This is a genomic window from Campylobacterota bacterium, assembly GCA_040752835.1.
In the GTDB taxonomy this organism is placed as follows: Bacteria; Campylobacterota; Campylobacteria; order Campylobacterales; family Sulfurimonadaceae; genus Sulfuricurvum.
In genome coordinates, this window is record JBFMGG010000007.1 from 1 (window position 1) to 16,439 (window position 16,439).

The following is a 16,439-nucleotide window of genomic DNA, read 5'->3' on the forward strand; positions in this document are numbered from 1 at the left end:
GCTCTGGTGGCTATAGAGAGGGGGAAACGCCCGGCCCCATTCCGAACCCGGAAGCTAAGACCCTCTTCGCTCATAATACTGCACCTTTCAGGTGTGGAAACGTAGGTCGCCGCCAGGCCGCAAGATTATTATTCCCCTAAAACCTCATAATAAAATACTTCTTGACTAACCATCAATCTTATAAATCATCAATTCTTATATTCTTCCTTTATTTACTGTCAAATCGTTTCACTTTAAATGATTGTATTCCCTTTGTAGCTGTCTTGCACAATTACCTAACGTTATAATCTTTATCCAAATACAATAAAAAATGTTAAATTATGCTATAGTATATTTATCTTTGCACAAAGGTCTAATATGCTCAAGCTGTTGTTTTTGTTATTCCTTCTGGTGTCGGTAGCGTTTGGTGTCGTCAACATCAATAAAGCCAATTCGGCGCAGTTGCAGACGCTCAGGGGGATCGGGCCCACGAAAGCCCAGGAAATCATCAAGTACCGCAAATCGCACGGCGGCTTTAAAAACGTTTCCGAACTCATCAATGTCAAGGGGATCGGTCCGAAAACTTTCGAAAAAATGAAAAAAGAGGTATCGCTGCGTTAGGGAATGTAGATCTTGTCGATCATTTCGTTGTATTCTCTTTCCCAGTCGCTCTCGGCGGTTATTCCGCCGCCGCTTTTGTAGAATAGCTCGCCGTCTTCGTTGCGTTCGATATAGCGAATCGCAACGGCACTGTAAAGTTTCTCTCCGTCGTAGTAGCCGAATATCCCGGTAAAATATCCCCGCTCATACCCTTCGACTTCTTCGATGATTTCGACCGTTTTTTTCTTCGGTGTGCCGCTGATACTCCCGGCGGGTAAAAGTGCACGAAGAATATCTCCCGCATGTTTTTTCCACTCTGCGTCGAGTTGTCCGCTGATGTGTGAACTCACCTGATGAAGACGTTTGATCCCGGTGTCGATGGTTGTGATGTAGCGGAATTTTTCGACTTTTACATCGCGTGCGACAATGCCAAGATCGTTGCGCAGAAGATCAACGATCATTGTATGTTCCGCTGTCTCTTTCGGATCGTTGAGTATGGTTTCTATCGCGTTCGGAAGAGCGGCATCGATCGTCCCTTTCATGGGGTAGGTGTGGATACGTGAGGTTTCGTCGATCATGATAAAGGGTTCGGGTGAAAAACAGACGAAGCGATTCCCAAACCGCATCTTGTAAGGGGCATGTGCCATAGCGTAGATCGAATCAAGCGAGTGGGGTGTTGTGATTTTGGTGGGTTGAGTCAGGTTAAGAAGGTAGGTGTTCCCGGCGCGGATATGCTCAAGAATCCGATCGAACCGGATTTTGTATGATTCCGGCGAAACGGGATGAAATAAGGGCTTGTGCGGTACGTTGCCCGTAGGAACGCCAGCAGGGGAAAAACTAAATTCGATATCGTGTTCGCCAAGCGCTTCAAGGGGATAACAGCTTAAGTGTTCCCCTTTGAAGTCGGTATGGAAAAAAACGGGGATACCCTGTGCGATGAGCCGGGTGAAGCGCTCATACATCAGGCGATTAGCGCCTTGAGGACGGCCATGCGGATCGCAACGCCGTTTTTGACCTGCTCGAGGACTTTACAGCGCGGGTCTTTGAGCATGGCATCGTCGATGTCGATGTTCCGGTGGACCGGTCCGGGGTGGAGGAGAATAAGATCGCGATCGCCGATCAGTTCCCGGGTAATGCAAAAATCGCTGGCGTAATCCTTCAGTGAACCGTATGTTTGATGAGAATGGCGCTCGGTTTGCGTCCGTAGGCTCATGATCGCATCGACGTTGTCCACAACTCCGCGAAGGTTGTGGGTTGTGTTCAATCCCGTTTCGGGAAGAAAGTGAGGCGGTGCCACCAGCGTGATCTCCATACCGAACCGCGTGAGCAGTTCAATGTTGCTGTTGGCGACGCGGGAATTTTTGATGTCGCCGACAATGGCGATTTTTTTTCCTTTGAGATTTCCGAAATGGCGTTTCAGGGTAAAAAGATCAAGTAACGCTTGTGTCGGGTGTGCGTGTGCGCCGTCTCCGGCGTTGATAATCGAAGCGGCCGTGTGTTGCGCAAGGATGTTCGGAACCCCCGCATGCGCATGGCGGACGATCATGGCATGAGGTCCCATCGCATCGAGGTTCATAGCGGTGTCGACGAGGGTCTCCCCTTTTTTCGTCGAACTTTTCTGGACATCGAGGTGGATTACTTCGGCACCGAGCCGTTTGGCGGCGATTTCAAAAGAGCTTTTCGTACGGGTGGAATTTTCAAAAAAGAGGGTGATAATGATCTTCTCGCGCAGGATCGGATCGAACCGCCCTCCCAGATAGTGTTCCGCGTCGTGCAGGACAGACTCGATCTGTTCGGTCGAAAAATCGTCGGTTCGTATCAAATGGCGCATGCTCTCTCCTCTATGGCTTATGCAATTGTATCCAAAAGTGCGCGGGCTATCGCATCGATGTCGCGCCCTATAACGTATAGCTTGTCGAAACGATCGGCAAAATAGGGAAGCGACGTTTGCTCAAAAGAGTAATCCTCGTCGCGGCAGTTGAATCCCCAGACATGGGGAAGGCGTGCTTCTTCAAGCGCTTTGAGATTGAGCAGAGTGTCGTTGATGCATCCCAGCCGGCAGTGGGTTACCAACAAGGTCACGGCATCGAAACGGCGCGGTAGATCGATCATCATCGTTTCCCGATCGATCGGAACAAACAGCCCTCCGGCCCCCTCGATGAGAACGATGTCGCAGAGGGATTCGATTTTTGCGAATGCGGCGTCGAGCTGCTCCAACGGGATCGGTTGCGCGCCGCCGGCGACGTATGGGGCGGCCGGGAGCGGGAACCGGAGAGGAACGATCTCTTCGAGGCTGAGCGAACGAAGCGGCGGATTATGGATGCATGCCGCATCCCACAGCGCTTTGCCGTCCTGGGGAATATCCCTTACACCCGTTTCAATCGGCTTGAATACCCCTACACGAAGACCCATGCGGCTGTAGGCGTCGATTAATAGCCGGGTAGTATAGGTTTTGCCGATGTCGGTGTTGGTGGCGGTAACAAAGATTCGTTTGGCCAATGCAATTTCTTTTTCGTTATAATTGCCGAAATTGTAATATAAAATTGATAAAACACGGCTATTGCGCCGTAAGGATGATACCGTTATGCGTTTTGAAGAATTTACGACCCGGTTTGTTCAACAGACAGGGAAAAAAGAGGGAGCCATCAGCCCCGTTATGGTCAATTCCGCGTCGTTCGGATACGGCAACAGTGAGACCGGGGAAGGGATATTCGACGGATCGGTCAAAAAACCTCTGTATGCGAGGGTCGGAAATCCGACGTCTGCCCAGCTCGAGCAGATTCTGGCGTCGATGGACGGAGGGATCGGGGCGATAGCCGCATCTTCGGGCATGGGGGCAACCGCGATGGCGACCCTGAGTCTACTGCGCGCGGGAGATGAAATCATCAGCGTCGGCGGACTTTTCGGCGGCACATATTCGTATTTTTCCGAGACGTTGACGCGTTTCGGGATCAAAACCCGCTTTTTTGACGTGGATGCGTTCGAAGCGATCGACGAAGCGGTGAATACGGCGACCAAGATCATTTTTCTCGAAAGCGTGGGGAACCCCAACATGCGCCTTCCCGACATCGCCCGCATCGCTCATATCGCGGAGTGTCACGGCGTTGCGCTGATCGTCGACAATACGATCACCCCGCTTAGCGTCTCTCCTTTGGCCCTCGGGGCCGACATCGTCGTTTATTCGACGACGAAAATCATTACGGGTAACGCTTCGGCGCTCGGCGGGGCGGTGGTTTTCCGTGCGATTTCGGAAGGCAACGACAAGTTCAAGACGCCCCGTTACCGTGACGTTGAACCTTTCATCCAAAAAATGGGGGCTATGGCCCTTGTGGCCAATGCCAAAAAGCGGGCTCTCCGTGATTTCGGGATGAGCGCGAACGGTTTCGGGAGCTATCTGACGATGCTGGGGCTCGAGACGCTGCCGCTGCGTCTGGACCGAATCGTTTCATCGGTCGAAAAAGTGGCCGGGGCGCTCGATGCCAAAGGATTGAAAATCAACCACCCTTCGCTGGCGCATCATCCGCACCATGAACGTTACAAGACGCAGTTCGCCAACGGGTGCGGGACGCTGCTCACCGTCGATCTGGGGAGCAAAGAAGCGGCGTTCGAGTTCCTGAACCGTTCGAAATTGATTACCATCACCGCCAATATCGGGGACAGCCGAACGCTGGGATTGCATATGGGATCGACGATTTACCGTGATTTTGACGAACCGACGCGTGAGTTTTTGGGGATTACCCCGGGACTTGTACGTATTTCGATCGGTCTTGAAAGTCCTGAAGCGATTATCGACGATTTCATTCGTTCGGCAAATTTCTAAAAATAGGGTATAGTTCAATATGGCGCTGAAACATGAGTTGGAAAACGAAACGACGCTCACCCATCCCAAACAGTACAAGGTCTTTTTGCTGAACGACGATTATACGTCGATGGATTTTGTCGTCGATATTTTGATCCGTGTTTTTCGCAAAAACTTTCACGAAGCCCATGCGATCATGATGGAAGTTCATCAGAAAGGGCGCGGTCTGTGCGGCGTCTATCCGTATGAAATCGCCGAGATGAAAGTCTATCAGGTCGGTGTGGCGGCGCGTGAAAACGGTTTCCCCCTAAAAGCGATACTCGAGGAGGCGTAAAAATGGTCAGCAGCGAGCTTAACGCGATTTTTCAAAAAGCCCTGGCGTTTGCGAAACACCAGCGTCACGAATACCTGACGATCGAACACGTTATGCTCGCACTTCTGAACTCTTCGGAAGGGGAAACCGTGATCCGCGAATGCGGCGGGGACGTCGAGAATATGAAAGAGGCATTGGGCACCTACCTGATCCGGATGATCGAACCGCTTCCCGATGACGTGAACCAGGAACCGTTCGAGACGGTCGCCCTCGCACGGATGGTGGAGGGGATGATGCATCATGTCCGCAGTGCCCAGAAAGAGTACGCCGACGTCGGGGATTTGCTGGCGGCGATTTTTGAGGAAAACCATACCTATGCGTGCATCCTCCTGCACGAACAGGGGATTGAGCGGGTGGATGTCCTCGAAGCGATATCGCATCGGAACATCGGAAACGAACCTTCCGCAAACGACGGGATCGAAGGGGCGTTGGCGCAATATGCCCTCAATCTGATTGCCTTGGCCAAAGAGGGGAAAATCGATCCGGTCATCGGACGCGTGAACGAGATCGAACGTTCGATTCAGACGTTATGCCGCCGTAAAAAGAACAATCCTCTTTTGATCGGGGAACCCGGAGTCGGGAAAACGGCGATTGCCGAAGGGCTGGCGCTGCGCATCGTGGCGGGAGAAGTTCCTGACATCCTTGCAGACGCGGAAATTTTTGCGCTTGATCTGGGGGCGATGCTGGCGGGGACGAAGTATCGGGGCGATTTCGAGAAACGGCTCAAAGCGGTCATGGACGAAGTGCAAGAACATCCCAACGCCATCTTGTTTATCGACGAAATCCATACGATTGTGGGTGCCGGAGCGGTCGGTGGCGGGAGTATGGACGCTTCCAACCAGCTCAAACCGGCCCTGGCTTCGGGCCGGATCAAATGCATGGGAGCAACGACCCATGCGGAGTACCGCAACGTCTTTGAAAAAGACCGCGCCCTGAGTCGCCGCTTTGCCCGAATCGACGTCGGAGAACCGAGCATGGAAGAAAGTTTCCTGATCCTCAAAGGATTGCGCGGGCGGTATGAACAACATCATCGCGTGAAGTACACCGATAAAGCGCTTCGCAGTGCGGTGGAACTTTCCAAAAAATACATCACCGACCGTTTTTTGCCCGATGTGGCGATCGATCTGATCGACGAGGCGGGAGCGTCGTTTCATCTGGCCAAGCACAAACGCCGTACGATCACTCCGCACGACATCGAGACGGTTATTTCGAAAATGACGGGTGTCCCGGTATCGAAAATGGGTGAGGATGTCCGAGAGAAACTTTCCGGCCTCGAAGCGGAACTCAAATCATCGGTCATCGGTCAGGATCATGCCGTAACGCTGGTCGTCAAATCGATCAAGCGCTCTTATGCCGGGTTGAGTGCTCCGAACAAGCCGATCGCATCGTTTTTGTTTGCCGGACCGACGGGGGTGGGAAAAACCGAACTGGCCAAATCCCTGGCCGATAAACTCGGGATTTATTTTGAACGGTTCGATATGTCCGAGTACATGGAAAAACATGCGCTCAGCCGCCTCATCGGAGCCCCTCCTGGGTATGTGGGATTCGAGCAGGGAGGATTGCTGGTCGAAGCGGTGCGCAAACACCCTTACATGGTGCTCTTGCTTGATGAAATCGAAAAAGCCCACCCGGATTTGATGAACGTACTGCTGCAGGTGATGGACAGTGCCACCCTGACCGACAATACCGGTTTTAAAGCCAATTTTGCCAATGTGGTGTTGGTCATGACCTCCAACATCGGCGCGAGCGAGCGCAACGTGATGGGGTTCAATGCCGACAGCTCGATCTCCAGACACGAGGCACTCAAAGCCTTTTTTACCCCGGAGTTTCGAAATCGTCTGGACGCCGTCGTCGAATTCGGTGCCCTTCCGCCGACGGTTGTCGAGGGGATCGTGGACAAATTCATCGTGCAGCTCAATGCCCAGCTCAAACCGAAAAAAGTTTTCGTCGAGGTCGCACCCGCCGCAAAAGCCTATCTGGCGAAAACGGGTTACGACAAAGCAATGGGCGCGCGGCCTTTGGCCCGGATTATTCAGGAAAAAATCAAAGACCCGCTGGTGGATGAGATGCTGTTCGGAAAATTGGCTGGTGGCGGAAAAGTTTTTGTGGACTATTCCGACCGACTGGAGTTCCGGTTCCTCTGATGATCCCCAAGCTTCCCCATCATCTTGCTTTCCCCGATCCCCGAAGCGCTTCGGAAGAGGGTATCGTCGCTTTTGGCGGCGATCTCTCGCCCTCACGGCTCATGATGGCGTACCGGATGGGGATATTTCCCTGGTATACTGCGGGAGACCCGATTCTATGGTGGTCGCCCGATCCAAGGTTGATTCTCGTACCGGACGAATTCAAACTGCATCGTTCCCTGCGCAAAAAACTGCACTCCTTCGACATACGTTTCGATACGGCCTTTTCTGAAGTGATTCGCGAATGCGCACGAATTCCTAGAAAACGGCAAAAAGGGAGTTGGATCGTTCCCGAAATGGTCGACGCTTATGAAGAGCTTTTCGCACTCGGATATGCCCACAGTGTAGAGGCCTATCGCGAGGGGGAACTCGTCGGCGGGCTTTATGGCGTATTGGTGGGGAAAGTGTTTTGCGGCGAATCGATGTTTGCAAAGGTGAGCGATGCTTCCAAAGCGGCGCTTGCAACATTGATCGCGAAAACCGAAGAATGGGGGATCGATTTTATCGACTGTCAGGTCCCGACCGAACATCTTAAAAGCCTCGGTGCGCGGGAAGTGTCGCGCGAAGAGTTTTTAAAGCGGTTGGATGGGGCAAAAACGGCATAAATATTGTGCAGGTACGGTTTAAAATATTCAAATGTATGAAATGAACCATGATTTTTAATAACTTTAAACATATCGTAATCTTTTTAAAAGTAGAATCAATTTAAGGAATACTTAATATTTCTAAAATACTCCTACAGAAGGATAGGTGAATCATGCGCAATCTTTTGTTTTCATCCGTTGCTCTCGCAAGCTTGCTACTATTGTCCGGTTGTGCGAATAAAGTTCCCAACTACGCAAGCTCTCCTCAAAATATCCGTGCGGTTAAAAATCTTCACAGCGAAGAAAAAACGACGGTCAAAATCGCTGCGTTCAAAGCCAAAAATGAAGGTGAAGCCAAGGTTATGTGCCGTTTGGCTACTCCGGTAGGAACCCCCGACGGCATGACATTCGCCAAATACGTCGAAGATGCATTGGCGGTTGAGCTCGAAATGGGCGACATGTACGATCCGAAATCGAACTTAACGGTTTCGGGATATCTGGAAAATGTGTACGGCAGTACCGTCCTTGGGAATGCATACTGGGAGCATACGCTGAAGTTGACCTCCTCTAACGGGAAAAGCATGAGTGTGACGTCACGTTACGATTATGAGTCGAGCTTCACTGCTTATTCAGCATGCAGTGAGATGCAGCGTTCGTATCTTCCGGCTGTGCAACAGTTGGTTCATCAAACGATCACCGACCCACGTTTTAAAGAACTGATTCGGAACTGACTTTTTACTGTTTCTGCGGCTGTACTTAGTCCCGGAATTTTTTAAGTGGGTAAATTTAAGGTGGGATCACCTATACTTTTTGTGAATTCTTATGAAAAGGGGTTTTTACATGAAAAAGATCATTATTTCGATCGCTGCGGTTGCGGCGCTGAGTACGGCTGGCTTTGCAACGGTGAACAATCAGACGGGATGCGGCCTTGGATCGCAGATTATCAAAGACGACAGCTCGGCATTGATGTTGGCGCTTCAGGCGACTACCAACACGACACTGGGGAATCAGACGTTCGGGATTACATCGGGAACGTCGGGCTGTAAGCGTGCTAGACTGGTACTGAACGAACGTGCGGCCGAGTTCGTCGCGTCGAATATGGATCAGCTTTCCCGCGAGATCGCGATCGGTCAGGGTGAGAGCGTCGACACGCTGGCGGAATTGCTCAACGTTGAAGACAAAGCGGCATTTGCCGCAACTTTGCAGGCGAATTACAACGCCATTTACACAAGCGAAAAAGCCGATATGGCATCCGTGATGGATAACGTCGCGACGATCGCCGGCTAATCTTTTTCGATCCTCCCGCGGATGCGGGAGCGTTTTAGTTTGCAGTAAAGGTTTTTTTTGCCTCTTCTCGTATTTTTGTGTGCGATGAGTTTGGCGGTCTGGGGAACGCCGACCGATAAACTCATCGCACTCTCCCGTGATATGAATCTTTCCGATACCCGATACTGGCATCTGCTCATGCATGCCCCGTACCAGGAAAGCGAGATCGACGACCCGGCGTTTTTTCTTTCGCCAATGGGGAAAAACGATCCCCGCGCCGAGCTTGAAGCAACGATCCGCCGTCTCAACGACGACGTGAACCGTAGCGATGAAAGCCCTTTTTGCCGATTCCCCGCCCGGAGGGCGTGGCTGGAGAAAGAGCTACACGTCTCCTTCGGCCGGGGGGAATGCCGTGAATACGAAACGCTGCTTGAAAAACTGGATCCCCAAAAGGTAACCCTCGTCTTTCCGAGTGCGCACATCAATTCGCCCGCGTCGATGTTCGGCCATACCTTTTTGCGGATCGATTCGTCGATGGAAAGCAAGCTGATGTCGTACGCGATCAATTATGCCGCCCATACGCAGGACACCAACGGATTGCTGTTCGCCTACAAAGGGTTGTTCGGCGGATACTACGGCTATTATTCGATGCTGCCGTATTACGAAAAACTCAAAGAGTACCGTGATACCGAGACCCGGGACGTCTGGGAATACGATCTGAACCTCACCCGCGATGAGGTCATGGCGATGGTGCGGCACATCTGGGAACTCCAGCGGATCAATTCGTGGTACTATTTTTTTGACGAAAATTGCTCGTATCATATGCTCTGGCTGACGGAAGTGGCGCGACCGAGTGTGCGGCTGCGCGAACATTTCTTTTATTACGTGATCCCTCCCGAGACCGTACGGGCGTTCGAAGCCGAGGGACTGGTGGAAGCCAGACACTACCGTCCTTCCAAACGGACGAAACTGCTCGAATACGAGCGTCGCCTTTGCGCGGAGGGGATTTCAGCGGTACACGCGCTGCAGGAAGGGAAAATGGAACCCGGCGACCTGGAAACATCGGGAATGTCGATCCAGGAACGACGTTACGTTCTCGAAGCGGCGGCCGAACTGGTCGAATACCGCTACATCGAAGGAAAAATCCCCAAAGAAGTCTATGCCAAACGCTATCATGCACTCCTCTCCCAGCGGGCTTTGCTGGGGAAAGGAGAACCCTTGGTAGTCGATGAAAAAGCCAACCCCGATACGTCACATAACGCCGCTCGCATCCGGCTGGCCAAAGGGTGGGGGGATGAACGCTCTCCCGTGCTGATCGGATGGCGGCCGGCGTTTCATGATCTTGAGGAAGACGATACGGGGCATCTGGCAGGTGCCCAGATCGAGTTTCTCGATACGCTTTTGGGGGTTGAGGACTCGAAAGTGACCCTGGAAAAGTTTACCCTCCTTTCACTCGCTTCGATCGCTCCGGTGAGCCGCTTTTTCAAACCTTTTTCCTGGCGGATGAAAAGCGGGTGGGACCGCGAGTACGGCGGAGATCGCCTCAGTTTCGTCACCCGCGTAGGTGCGGGGGCGGCGCTGGGCGAGGATCGGCTCTACGGTTATCTGTTGAGTGAACCGGAAGTGCGGCTCGGGTTTGATACGGATGCGGGGATCGGGTTGTGTGTCGGGGGAGGCATCACCTGGACGGGACGGATGAAAACATCGTTCGAAGCAGCCCGCATCGGTTACATTGAAGCCCCATGGAAGACGAAAATTTCGTTTTCGCACCTGTGGCAGTGGGGGAGCGGCGGGAATCTGTTCGCCGCCTATGAAATCCACGATCAGCATACGCGTGAAGAGCGGATACGGTTCGGGACGAACCTCTATTTTTAGCTCTTTTTGGGCATAATAACTTCACTTTGCATTAGGGAGCCTTTTTTTATGTACATCGCCGAATCACGTTTCGCCCTGTGGGCCGATTTTATCGAGCGGACCTTTCTGGATGAAGGGTTCAAAGATCTCATTTCGGGAGGGATTATCAACGGTGCAACGTCCAACCCCGCGATTTTCAAAAGCGCGATCTTGACCTCTCCGGCGTACAAGGAACAGCTCTCGGGGCTGGGAGAACTTTCGGCAAAAGAGAAATACGAGGCCCTGGCGGTCTATGACATTCAAAAAGCGGCCGATATCCTGCGCCCCCTCTACGATGCGGGAGACGACGGTTACGTCAGTATCGAAGTCGATCCGTTTTTGTGTGAGGATGCGGAGGGGACGATCAGCGAAGGGATCCGGTTGCATGCGACGATCGGTCGCCCCAACGTGATGATCAAGGTACCGGCGACGGAAGCAGGTTATCAGGCTATGGAAGCACTCGCGGCGAGGGGCATTCCCGTCAACGCGACGCTGATTTTTTCGGTTTCCCAGGCGATCTCCTGCGCCCGTGCGTTTGAACGTGCGGCGGCAAAAGCGTCCGCGCCGGCCGACACGGTGATCAGCGTCTTCGTCAGTCGAATCGACCGCGCGATTGACGCGATCCTCGCTTCCAAAGGGGTTGCTCCTGGGCTGACGGGGATCATGAATGCCGCAGACATCTATAACCGCGTCGAAGCGCTACGCGTCCCCAAATGCCGGGTGCTGTTTGCCAGCACGGGAGTGAAGGGAGAGGATATGCGGGCCTCGTATTACGTCGATGAACTGCTGGCTCCCGGAAGCGTCAACACTGCCCCCGTTCCGACGATCGAGGCGTACGTTCGCGGGGGCGACAAAACGATGAAGCTGCCGCTGGCGGAATCGACGATCCAAGAACACATGAATGCGGTTGCCACCGCGGGGGTATCGATGGAAAGCATCATCGACGCACAGATCCGAGAAGGGCTCGAAGCCTTCAAGATCGCATTTGACGAGATCCTAAGCGCACTGGAGTAAACCGGACATGAACGAACAGATCCAACGTCTGCATCAAGTCGACGTCAACCAGCTCAATTTCGAGGTTTTGAAAAAGATCCGCGGCTACCTTCGACGGATGGTCGAAGCGGGGGGAAGCGATCTTCACGTAAAGGCCAATTCCGTCGTCCGTGCGCGGATCAACGGCGATATCGTTCCGCTTTCGGGGGAAATCCTGTCCAAAGACGACGCTCTGATTTTTGCCAAAGAACTGCTCCGTACCCGTTTCCCCGAGCTGGTCGAGAAAAAAGAGCTCGACCTGGTGTACCCGTTTGACGAAAATACCCGTTTCCGTATCAATATCTTTTTCCAGATGGAAGGGATTTCCGCCGTTTTCCGTCTGATACCGGTGAAGATCCTGACCATCGACCAGCTCAACATGCCCGAAGTCGTACACAGCTTTACCCAGATCGAACGGGGACTGGTACTGGTCACCGGGGTGACGGGGAGCGGTAAATCGACGACGCTGGCGGCGATCATCGACGAAATCAACAACAACCGCCGCAAACACATCATTACGATCGAAGATCCGATCGAGTTCGTCCACAAAGACCGTAAATGCATCATCAACCAGCGCAGCGTCGGTCAGGATACCCGGAGTTTCAGTTCGGCTTTGCGTGCCGCCTTGCGGGAAGACCCCGATATCATCCTCGTCGGCGAGATGCGTGACGTCGAAACGATCGAAATCGCGCTCCATGCCGCCGATACCGGTCATCTGGTTTTCTCGACCCTCCATACCCTCGATGCGAAAGAGACGGTGAACCGTATCATCTCGGTGTTCCCGCATGAAGAGCAAAACCGCGTGCGGATGACGCTCGCTTCGGTACTCAAAGGGGTCATTTCGCAGCGGCTCGTCCCGACGGTAGACGGAAAACGGGTTGCCGCCTTGGAAGTTTTGGTCCGCACTCCCCGGATCGAGCAGCTGATCGCGGAGAACCGCGATATCGAAATCCCCGATACGATCGCGGAAGGGAAAGAACTCTACAAATCCCAGACGTTCGACCAAGCGTTGCTTGACCTCTATCAGGCGGGACGGATCAGCCGTGAAGAGGCGCTGTCCTACGCAACGTCGTCGTCGGATCTGAAGCTCAAAATGGAAGGGCTGAGTTCCAAAGTCGACAAAGACAAACTGGGTGTCGACGATTCTCCCAAGGAGTTCCGAGAAGAAGACTACATCGGGCTCAAACGCTGACGCGGAACGAAAACTTTAGGATACGATAAGGTTTTTTTAAGTATAATCCGTCCCATTTTATTTTTGAAGGACATGATTATGCTAGAAGGCATTGTAAGAGAGAGTATTGGCAAAAGCGCGACGAAAGCGTACCGCCGTGATGGTTATCTCATTGCCAACATCTACGGAAAAGGGCTTGAAAACGTTCACGCCGCGTTCAAAATGAACGACTTTATCCGTACCGTTCGCAACAAAGAGACCGTAGCGTTCCCCGTTAACGTCGGCGGAAAAGAGATGAACGTTGTCGTTCAGGGGTATGAGTCTCACCCGGTTTCAGGAAACCTGTTGCACGTTGATCTGATGGTAGCTCAGCCGGGTGTCGTCACCCACTATCATGTACCGGTTAAACCGTTCGGAAGCCCGGTCGGTTTGAAAAACAAAGGGATGTTGTACGTTGCGAAAAAACGCCTTCGCGTTAAAGCCGCGATCGAAAACCTCCCCAACGCGATCGAAATCGATGTTTCTCCGCTCGACCTGGGCGATTCCGTCCTCGTTCGTGACCTTCCGGTTATGGAAAACGTGAAATTCACCGATTCAGACCGCGTATCGGTTCTGAGCGTCATCAAAGCGAAATAATCATGCTGATCGTCGGTCTGGGCAATCCCGGCCCGGCGTATGAGCGTACCCGGCATAACGTCGGCTTCATGGTGATCGACGAACTTTGCCGTCGCCGCAGCGTTCAATCCGTTTCAAAGAGCTCCTTCGAAGGGGAGTTGTTTAAAATGGGGGAACATTTTCTCCTCAAGCCTACCACCTACATGAACCTTTCGGGCAAATCGGTCCTCTCCGTTAAAAATTTCTATAAAATCGACGACGTCATCGTCATCCACGACGACCTCGATCTTCCATTCGGTGCGCTTCGCTTCAAAAAAGGGGGCGGGCACGGCGGGCATAACGGGCTCAAGTCCACCGATGCGGCCATCGGGCCCGATTATATCCGCGTCCGGATGGGGATCGGAAAACCCGAACACAAATCGCAGGTGGCCGATTACGTCCTCCATCCGTTTACGGCCGATGAAAACCTTCGCCTTCCTGAATGGATTTCGAAAGCGGCGGACGCCGTCGAAATGCTTCTTCGCGCGGATTGCGCCGACGTGGCTTCCAAATGCTCCCTCAAGGGAATGTGAGTTTTATAGCTTCGTTTGGATACAATAAAGCCTAACTTTTTGACATTGGGTTTTTATGCTCGCTTTTACGACTTTATCGCTTTTGTACCTGCGCTATTTCTTTATCATTCTGATCGCTCTGGGGAGCTTCATGGTCGGATTCGACCTGATGGAAAATGCTTCGGAGCTGCCCGACTCCGCCAATCTGGTATTGATCTACATCATGTACAAGGCCTTTTACGCCGTGGATATGATGCTGCCGATCTCTTTGGTCTTTGCAATGATCGCGACGTCGGTGGAGATGGTCCGTTCCAACGCGCTGGCGGCCTATTACGCGATCGGGTATTCGAAACGGCGGATTCTTGCGCCGTTTATCAGCGTAGCCGTACTGATGGTGGGGATCCACATCGTTCTGCACGCTACGAATTTCGCCCGCGCCAACGAATTCGCCAACAATCTCCGGGAGACGTCGCAGTTCATCCGTCCCACCAGCAACCTCTTTTTTACCCATGAGGGGAATTATGTCTATTTCGGCAATCTCTATCCCCTGACCCGCAAGGCCGAAAAAATCCGCATTTTTACGTTTGAAAACGGGCGCCTCAAAGAGGTTCTCAGCGCTTCGGAAGCGGTGTACGACAACGGCTACTGGAACATGGACAAAGCCCACGTCATCCGCCCCCCCGAAAGTCTGGCGCTGGACGCTGCGGGGATCGTTACGGAAGATCGGACGAATGTGCGCGCGCTGAAAGATTTTAAGCCGAAAATTCTCGATCAGGTGTACGAAGGCAAAGCCAATTTCACGATCGTCGACGGGTTCGAAGCCTTGGCACTGCTCGAAAACCAGAACGTAGACGTCGGCAAAATCGAAAGCGCGATGTTCCGGATCTTCGTGACGCCGTGGTTCGCGGTGATGCTGATCGTGATCTTTTTCTCATATGCCCCCATCAGCGCCCGTTTTTTGAACTTATCGGTCTTCAGTTTCGGAGCGATCCTCGCCACGCTGCTTGTGTGGGGATTTTTATTTATGATGGGAGAACTCTCGAACAACAAAACCCTTTCTCCTCTGATCGGCGTCGTGACCCCCGTCGGACTTTTGTTTGCGTTCATGCTGTGGCGGCTTGGAGGTCCCCTAAGGAGAGTTAGGGTAAAATCGCGACCAAATTAAACGAGAAAAGGATAACGGTGACCGATTTCAAAGCTTTGGCCCAAACGTACGGTACTCCCTTGTATGTTTACGATTTCGACGCGATGAGCGCGCAGTTCGAATCGCTGAAAGAGGCGTTTCGCGGACGTAAATCGATTCTGGCGTATGCCGTGAAAGCCAACTCCAATCTCAGTGTCGTCAAACACTTCGCACAGCTTGGAGCGGGTGCGGACTGCGTGTCGATCGGCGAGGTGCGCCGTGCGCTGATGGCGGGGGTTCCCAAATACCGGATTCTCTTCAGCGGCGTCGGAAAACGCGATGACGAGATTCGCGAAGCGATCGAAGCCGATATCCTCTACATCAACGTCGAAAGCGAAGCCGAACTCTCCCGCGTCGAAGCGATCGCGGCGGAACTGGGGGCAACCGCACGGATCAGTATCCGGGTCAATCCCAATATCGATCCCAAAACCCACCCCTACATCTCGACGGGACTGCATGACAACAAATTCGGCGTCGAGATCGATGCGGCGAAGCGGATGTACATCCTGGCCAAAAACTCTCCGTCGCTCGATCCGGTCGGTATCCACTTCCACATCGGAAGCCAGTTGACCGAACTCGAACCGATCTACGAAGCGGCCGTCATCGTCGCCGACCTGCTCCGTTCGCTGCAGGCGATCGACATCGAACTCAAGTTCTTTGATATCGGGGGCGGACTTGGAGTACGCTACAACGACGAGACGACGATTGCGCCGTACGATTACGCGCAGGCGGTTCTTTCGGCGCTGCGCGGGCTGGATGTTACCGTCGTGTGCGAACCGGGCCGTTTCCTCACCGCCAATGCGGGGTATTTCCTGACCAAGGTGCTCTACGAAAAACGTAACGGCGAGAAGCGTTTTGTTGTCGTTGACGGGGCAATGAACGATCTCATCCGTCCCAGCCTCTACAAAGCGTACCACCGTATCGAGGCCCTCGGAAAAACAGGGGATGAGAATGCTGCCGATGTCGTCGGGCCGGTATGTGAAAGCGGCGATTTCCTGGCGAAAAACTATCCGCTTCCCCCGATGGAACACAACGATCTGCTGGTGGTTCACAGTGCCGGGGCGTACGGTTTCGGCATGGGAAGCAACTATAACACCCGCGGACGTTCCGCCGAAGTTGCCCTCGAGGATGGCAAGGACCGTCTGATCCGCCGCCGCGAAACTTTTGACGACGTTATTGCGTGCGAGCGCGATTACCTGTAGGAAGGTCC

17 protein-coding genes and 1 rRNA gene are annotated in these 16,439 nt (G+C 53.0%); 15 read left to right on the plus strand and 3 right to left on the minus strand.

Features of this window, described 5'->3' with window-relative positions:
• The first annotated feature begins 2 nt into the window (after positions 1–2).
• A 5S ribosomal RNA gene (gene rrf, locus AB1763_05950) occupies positions 3–118 on the plus strand.
• A 239-nt stretch (positions 119–357) separates the two neighbouring features.
• Positions 358–600 carry a helix-hairpin-helix domain-containing protein gene (locus AB1763_05955; protein MEW5832362.1) on the plus strand — a complete coding sequence of 81 codons (243 nt, stop codon included), beginning with the start codon at positions 358–360 and terminating at the stop codon, positions 598–600.
• Here AB1763_05955 and AB1763_05960 read toward each other — a convergent pair.
• Genes AB1763_05960 through bioD form a run of 3 tightly spaced genes read right to left on the minus strand, consistent with a single transcriptional unit; the run spans position 597 to position 3,078 of the window.
• On the minus strand, positions 597–1,541 hold the full coding sequence (locus AB1763_05960) for an aminodeoxychorismate synthase component I (GenBank protein ID MEW5832363.1): 945 nt from the start codon (positions 1,539–1,541) through the stop codon (positions 597–599). The two genes, AB1763_05955 and AB1763_05960, sit on opposite strands and share 4 nt — an antisense overlap.
• Complete coding sequence (locus tag AB1763_05965) at positions 1,541–2,410, minus strand: aspartate carbamoyltransferase catalytic subunit (GenBank protein ID MEW5832364.1); 870 nt, start codon at positions 2,408–2,410, stop codon at positions 1,541–1,543. Before AB1763_05965 ends, AB1763_05960 begins: the two co-directional genes overlap by 1 nt.
• Before the next feature lie 17 nt (positions 2,411–2,427).
• Positions 2,428–3,078 carry a dethiobiotin synthase gene (gene bioD / locus AB1763_05970; protein ID MEW5832365.1) on the minus strand — a complete coding sequence of 217 codons (651 nt, stop codon included), beginning with the start codon at positions 3,076–3,078 and terminating at the stop codon, positions 2,428–2,430.
• Between the two features lie 85 nt (positions 3,079–3,163).
• Between bioD and AB1763_05975 the strand changes: the two genes are divergently transcribed.
• The 13 genes from AB1763_05975 (at position 3,164) to lysA (ending at position 16,431) form a co-directional block, all read left to right on the plus strand.
• The gene (locus AB1763_05975) at positions 3,164–4,399 is read left to right on the plus strand and encodes a PLP-dependent transferase (protein MEW5832366.1); all 1,236 of its coding nucleotides are present in this window, start codon (positions 3,164–3,166) and stop codon (positions 4,397–4,399) included.
• 19 nt (positions 4,400–4,418) lie between these two features.
• Entirely contained in the window at positions 4,419–4,712 is a 294-nt protein-coding gene (locus AB1763_05980) for an ATP-dependent Clp protease adaptor ClpS (GenBank protein ID MEW5832367.1), read from the plus strand.
• Positions 4,713–4,714: 2 nt separating this feature from the next.
• Positions 4,715–6,895, plus strand: coding sequence for an ATP-dependent Clp protease ATP-binding subunit ClpA (gene clpA, locus AB1763_05985; protein MEW5832368.1), 2,181 nt, complete (start codon positions 4,715–4,717; stop codon positions 6,893–6,895).
• Positions 6,895–7,539 (plus strand): leucyl/phenylalanyl-tRNA--protein transferase, encoded by a 645-nt coding sequence (gene aat / locus AB1763_05990; GenBank protein MEW5832369.1) that lies wholly within the window; start codon positions 6,895–6,897, stop codon positions 7,537–7,539. Before clpA ends, aat begins: the two co-directional genes overlap by 1 nt.
• Positions 7,540–7,691: 152 nt before the next feature.
• Entirely contained in the window at positions 7,692–8,249 is a 558-nt protein-coding gene (locus AB1763_05995; protein ID MEW5832370.1) for a hypothetical protein, read from the plus strand.
• Between the two features lie 109 nt (positions 8,250–8,358).
• Complete coding sequence (locus AB1763_06000; protein ID MEW5832371.1) at positions 8,359–8,805, plus strand: DUF3015 family protein; 447 nt, start codon at positions 8,359–8,361, stop codon at positions 8,803–8,805.
• A gap of 57 nt (positions 8,806–8,862) precedes the next feature.
• Positions 8,863–10,659, plus strand: coding sequence for a DUF4105 domain-containing protein (locus AB1763_06005; GenBank protein MEW5832372.1), 1,797 nt, complete (start codon positions 8,863–8,865; stop codon positions 10,657–10,659).
• A gap of 48 nt (positions 10,660–10,707) precedes the next feature.
• Positions 10,708–11,691 carry a transaldolase gene (locus AB1763_06010; GenBank protein MEW5832373.1) on the plus strand — a complete coding sequence of 328 codons (984 nt, stop codon included), beginning with the start codon at positions 10,708–10,710 and terminating at the stop codon, positions 11,689–11,691.
• A 7-nt stretch (positions 11,692–11,698) separates the two neighbouring features.
• A complete protein-coding gene (locus AB1763_06015; protein ID MEW5832374.1) occupies positions 11,699–12,901 on the plus strand; it encodes a PilT/PilU family type 4a pilus ATPase in 1,203 nt (400 codons plus the stop codon).
• A 78-nt stretch (positions 12,902–12,979) separates the two neighbouring features.
• A complete protein-coding gene (locus AB1763_06020; protein ID MEW5832375.1) occupies positions 12,980–13,516 on the plus strand; it encodes a 50S ribosomal protein L25/general stress protein Ctc in 537 nt (178 codons plus the stop codon).
• Between the two features lie 2 nt (positions 13,517–13,518).
• Complete coding sequence (gene pth / locus AB1763_06025) at positions 13,519–14,067, plus strand: aminoacyl-tRNA hydrolase (GenBank protein ID MEW5832376.1); 549 nt, start codon at positions 13,519–13,521, stop codon at positions 14,065–14,067.
• 55 nt (positions 14,068–14,122) lie between these two features.
• Positions 14,123–15,211 (plus strand): LptF/LptG family permease, encoded by a 1,089-nt coding sequence (locus AB1763_06030; protein ID MEW5832377.1) that lies wholly within the window; start codon positions 14,123–14,125, stop codon positions 15,209–15,211.
• 17 nt (positions 15,212–15,228) lie between these two features.
• Positions 15,229–16,431 carry a diaminopimelate decarboxylase gene (gene lysA, locus AB1763_06035; GenBank protein MEW5832378.1) on the plus strand — a complete coding sequence of 401 codons (1,203 nt, stop codon included), beginning with the start codon at positions 15,229–15,231 and terminating at the stop codon, positions 16,429–16,431.
• Positions 16,432–16,439 lie beyond the last annotated feature (8 nt).

Coding starts and splice junctions, on each gene's coding strand:
- AB1763_05955 (MEW5832362.1), top strand. CDS start 358: ATGCTCAAGCTGTTGTTTTTGTTATTCCTTCTGGTGTCGGTAGCGTTT.
- AB1763_05960 (MEW5832363.1), bottom strand. CDS start 1,541: ATGTATGAGCGCTTCACCCGGCTCATCGCACAGGGTATCCCCGTTTTT.
- AB1763_05965 (MEW5832364.1), bottom strand. CDS start 2,410: ATGCGCCATTTGATACGAACCGACGATTTTTCGACCGAACAGATCGAG.
- AB1763_05975 (MEW5832366.1), top strand. CDS start 3,164: ATGCGTTTTGAAGAATTTACGACCCGGTTTGTTCAACAGACAGGGAAA.
- AB1763_05980 (MEW5832367.1), top strand. CDS start 4,419: ATGGCGCTGAAACATGAGTTGGAAAACGAAACGACGCTCACCCATCCC.
- clpA (MEW5832368.1), top strand. CDS start 4,715: ATGGTCAGCAGCGAGCTTAACGCGATTTTTCAAAAAGCCCTGGCGTTT.
- aat (MEW5832369.1), top strand. CDS start 6,895: ATGATCCCCAAGCTTCCCCATCATCTTGCTTTCCCCGATCCCCGAAGC.
- AB1763_05995 (MEW5832370.1), top strand. CDS start 7,692: ATGCGCAATCTTTTGTTTTCATCCGTTGCTCTCGCAAGCTTGCTACTA.
- AB1763_06000 (MEW5832371.1), top strand. CDS start 8,359: ATGAAAAAGATCATTATTTCGATCGCTGCGGTTGCGGCGCTGAGTACG.
- AB1763_06010 (MEW5832373.1), top strand. CDS start 10,708: ATGTACATCGCCGAATCACGTTTCGCCCTGTGGGCCGATTTTATCGAG.
- AB1763_06015 (MEW5832374.1), top strand. CDS start 11,699: ATGAACGAACAGATCCAACGTCTGCATCAAGTCGACGTCAACCAGCTC.
- AB1763_06020 (MEW5832375.1), top strand. CDS start 12,980: ATGCTAGAAGGCATTGTAAGAGAGAGTATTGGCAAAAGCGCGACGAAA.
- pth (MEW5832376.1), top strand. CDS start 13,519: ATGCTGATCGTCGGTCTGGGCAATCCCGGCCCGGCGTATGAGCGTACC.
- AB1763_06030 (MEW5832377.1), top strand. CDS start 14,123: ATGCTCGCTTTTACGACTTTATCGCTTTTGTACCTGCGCTATTTCTTT.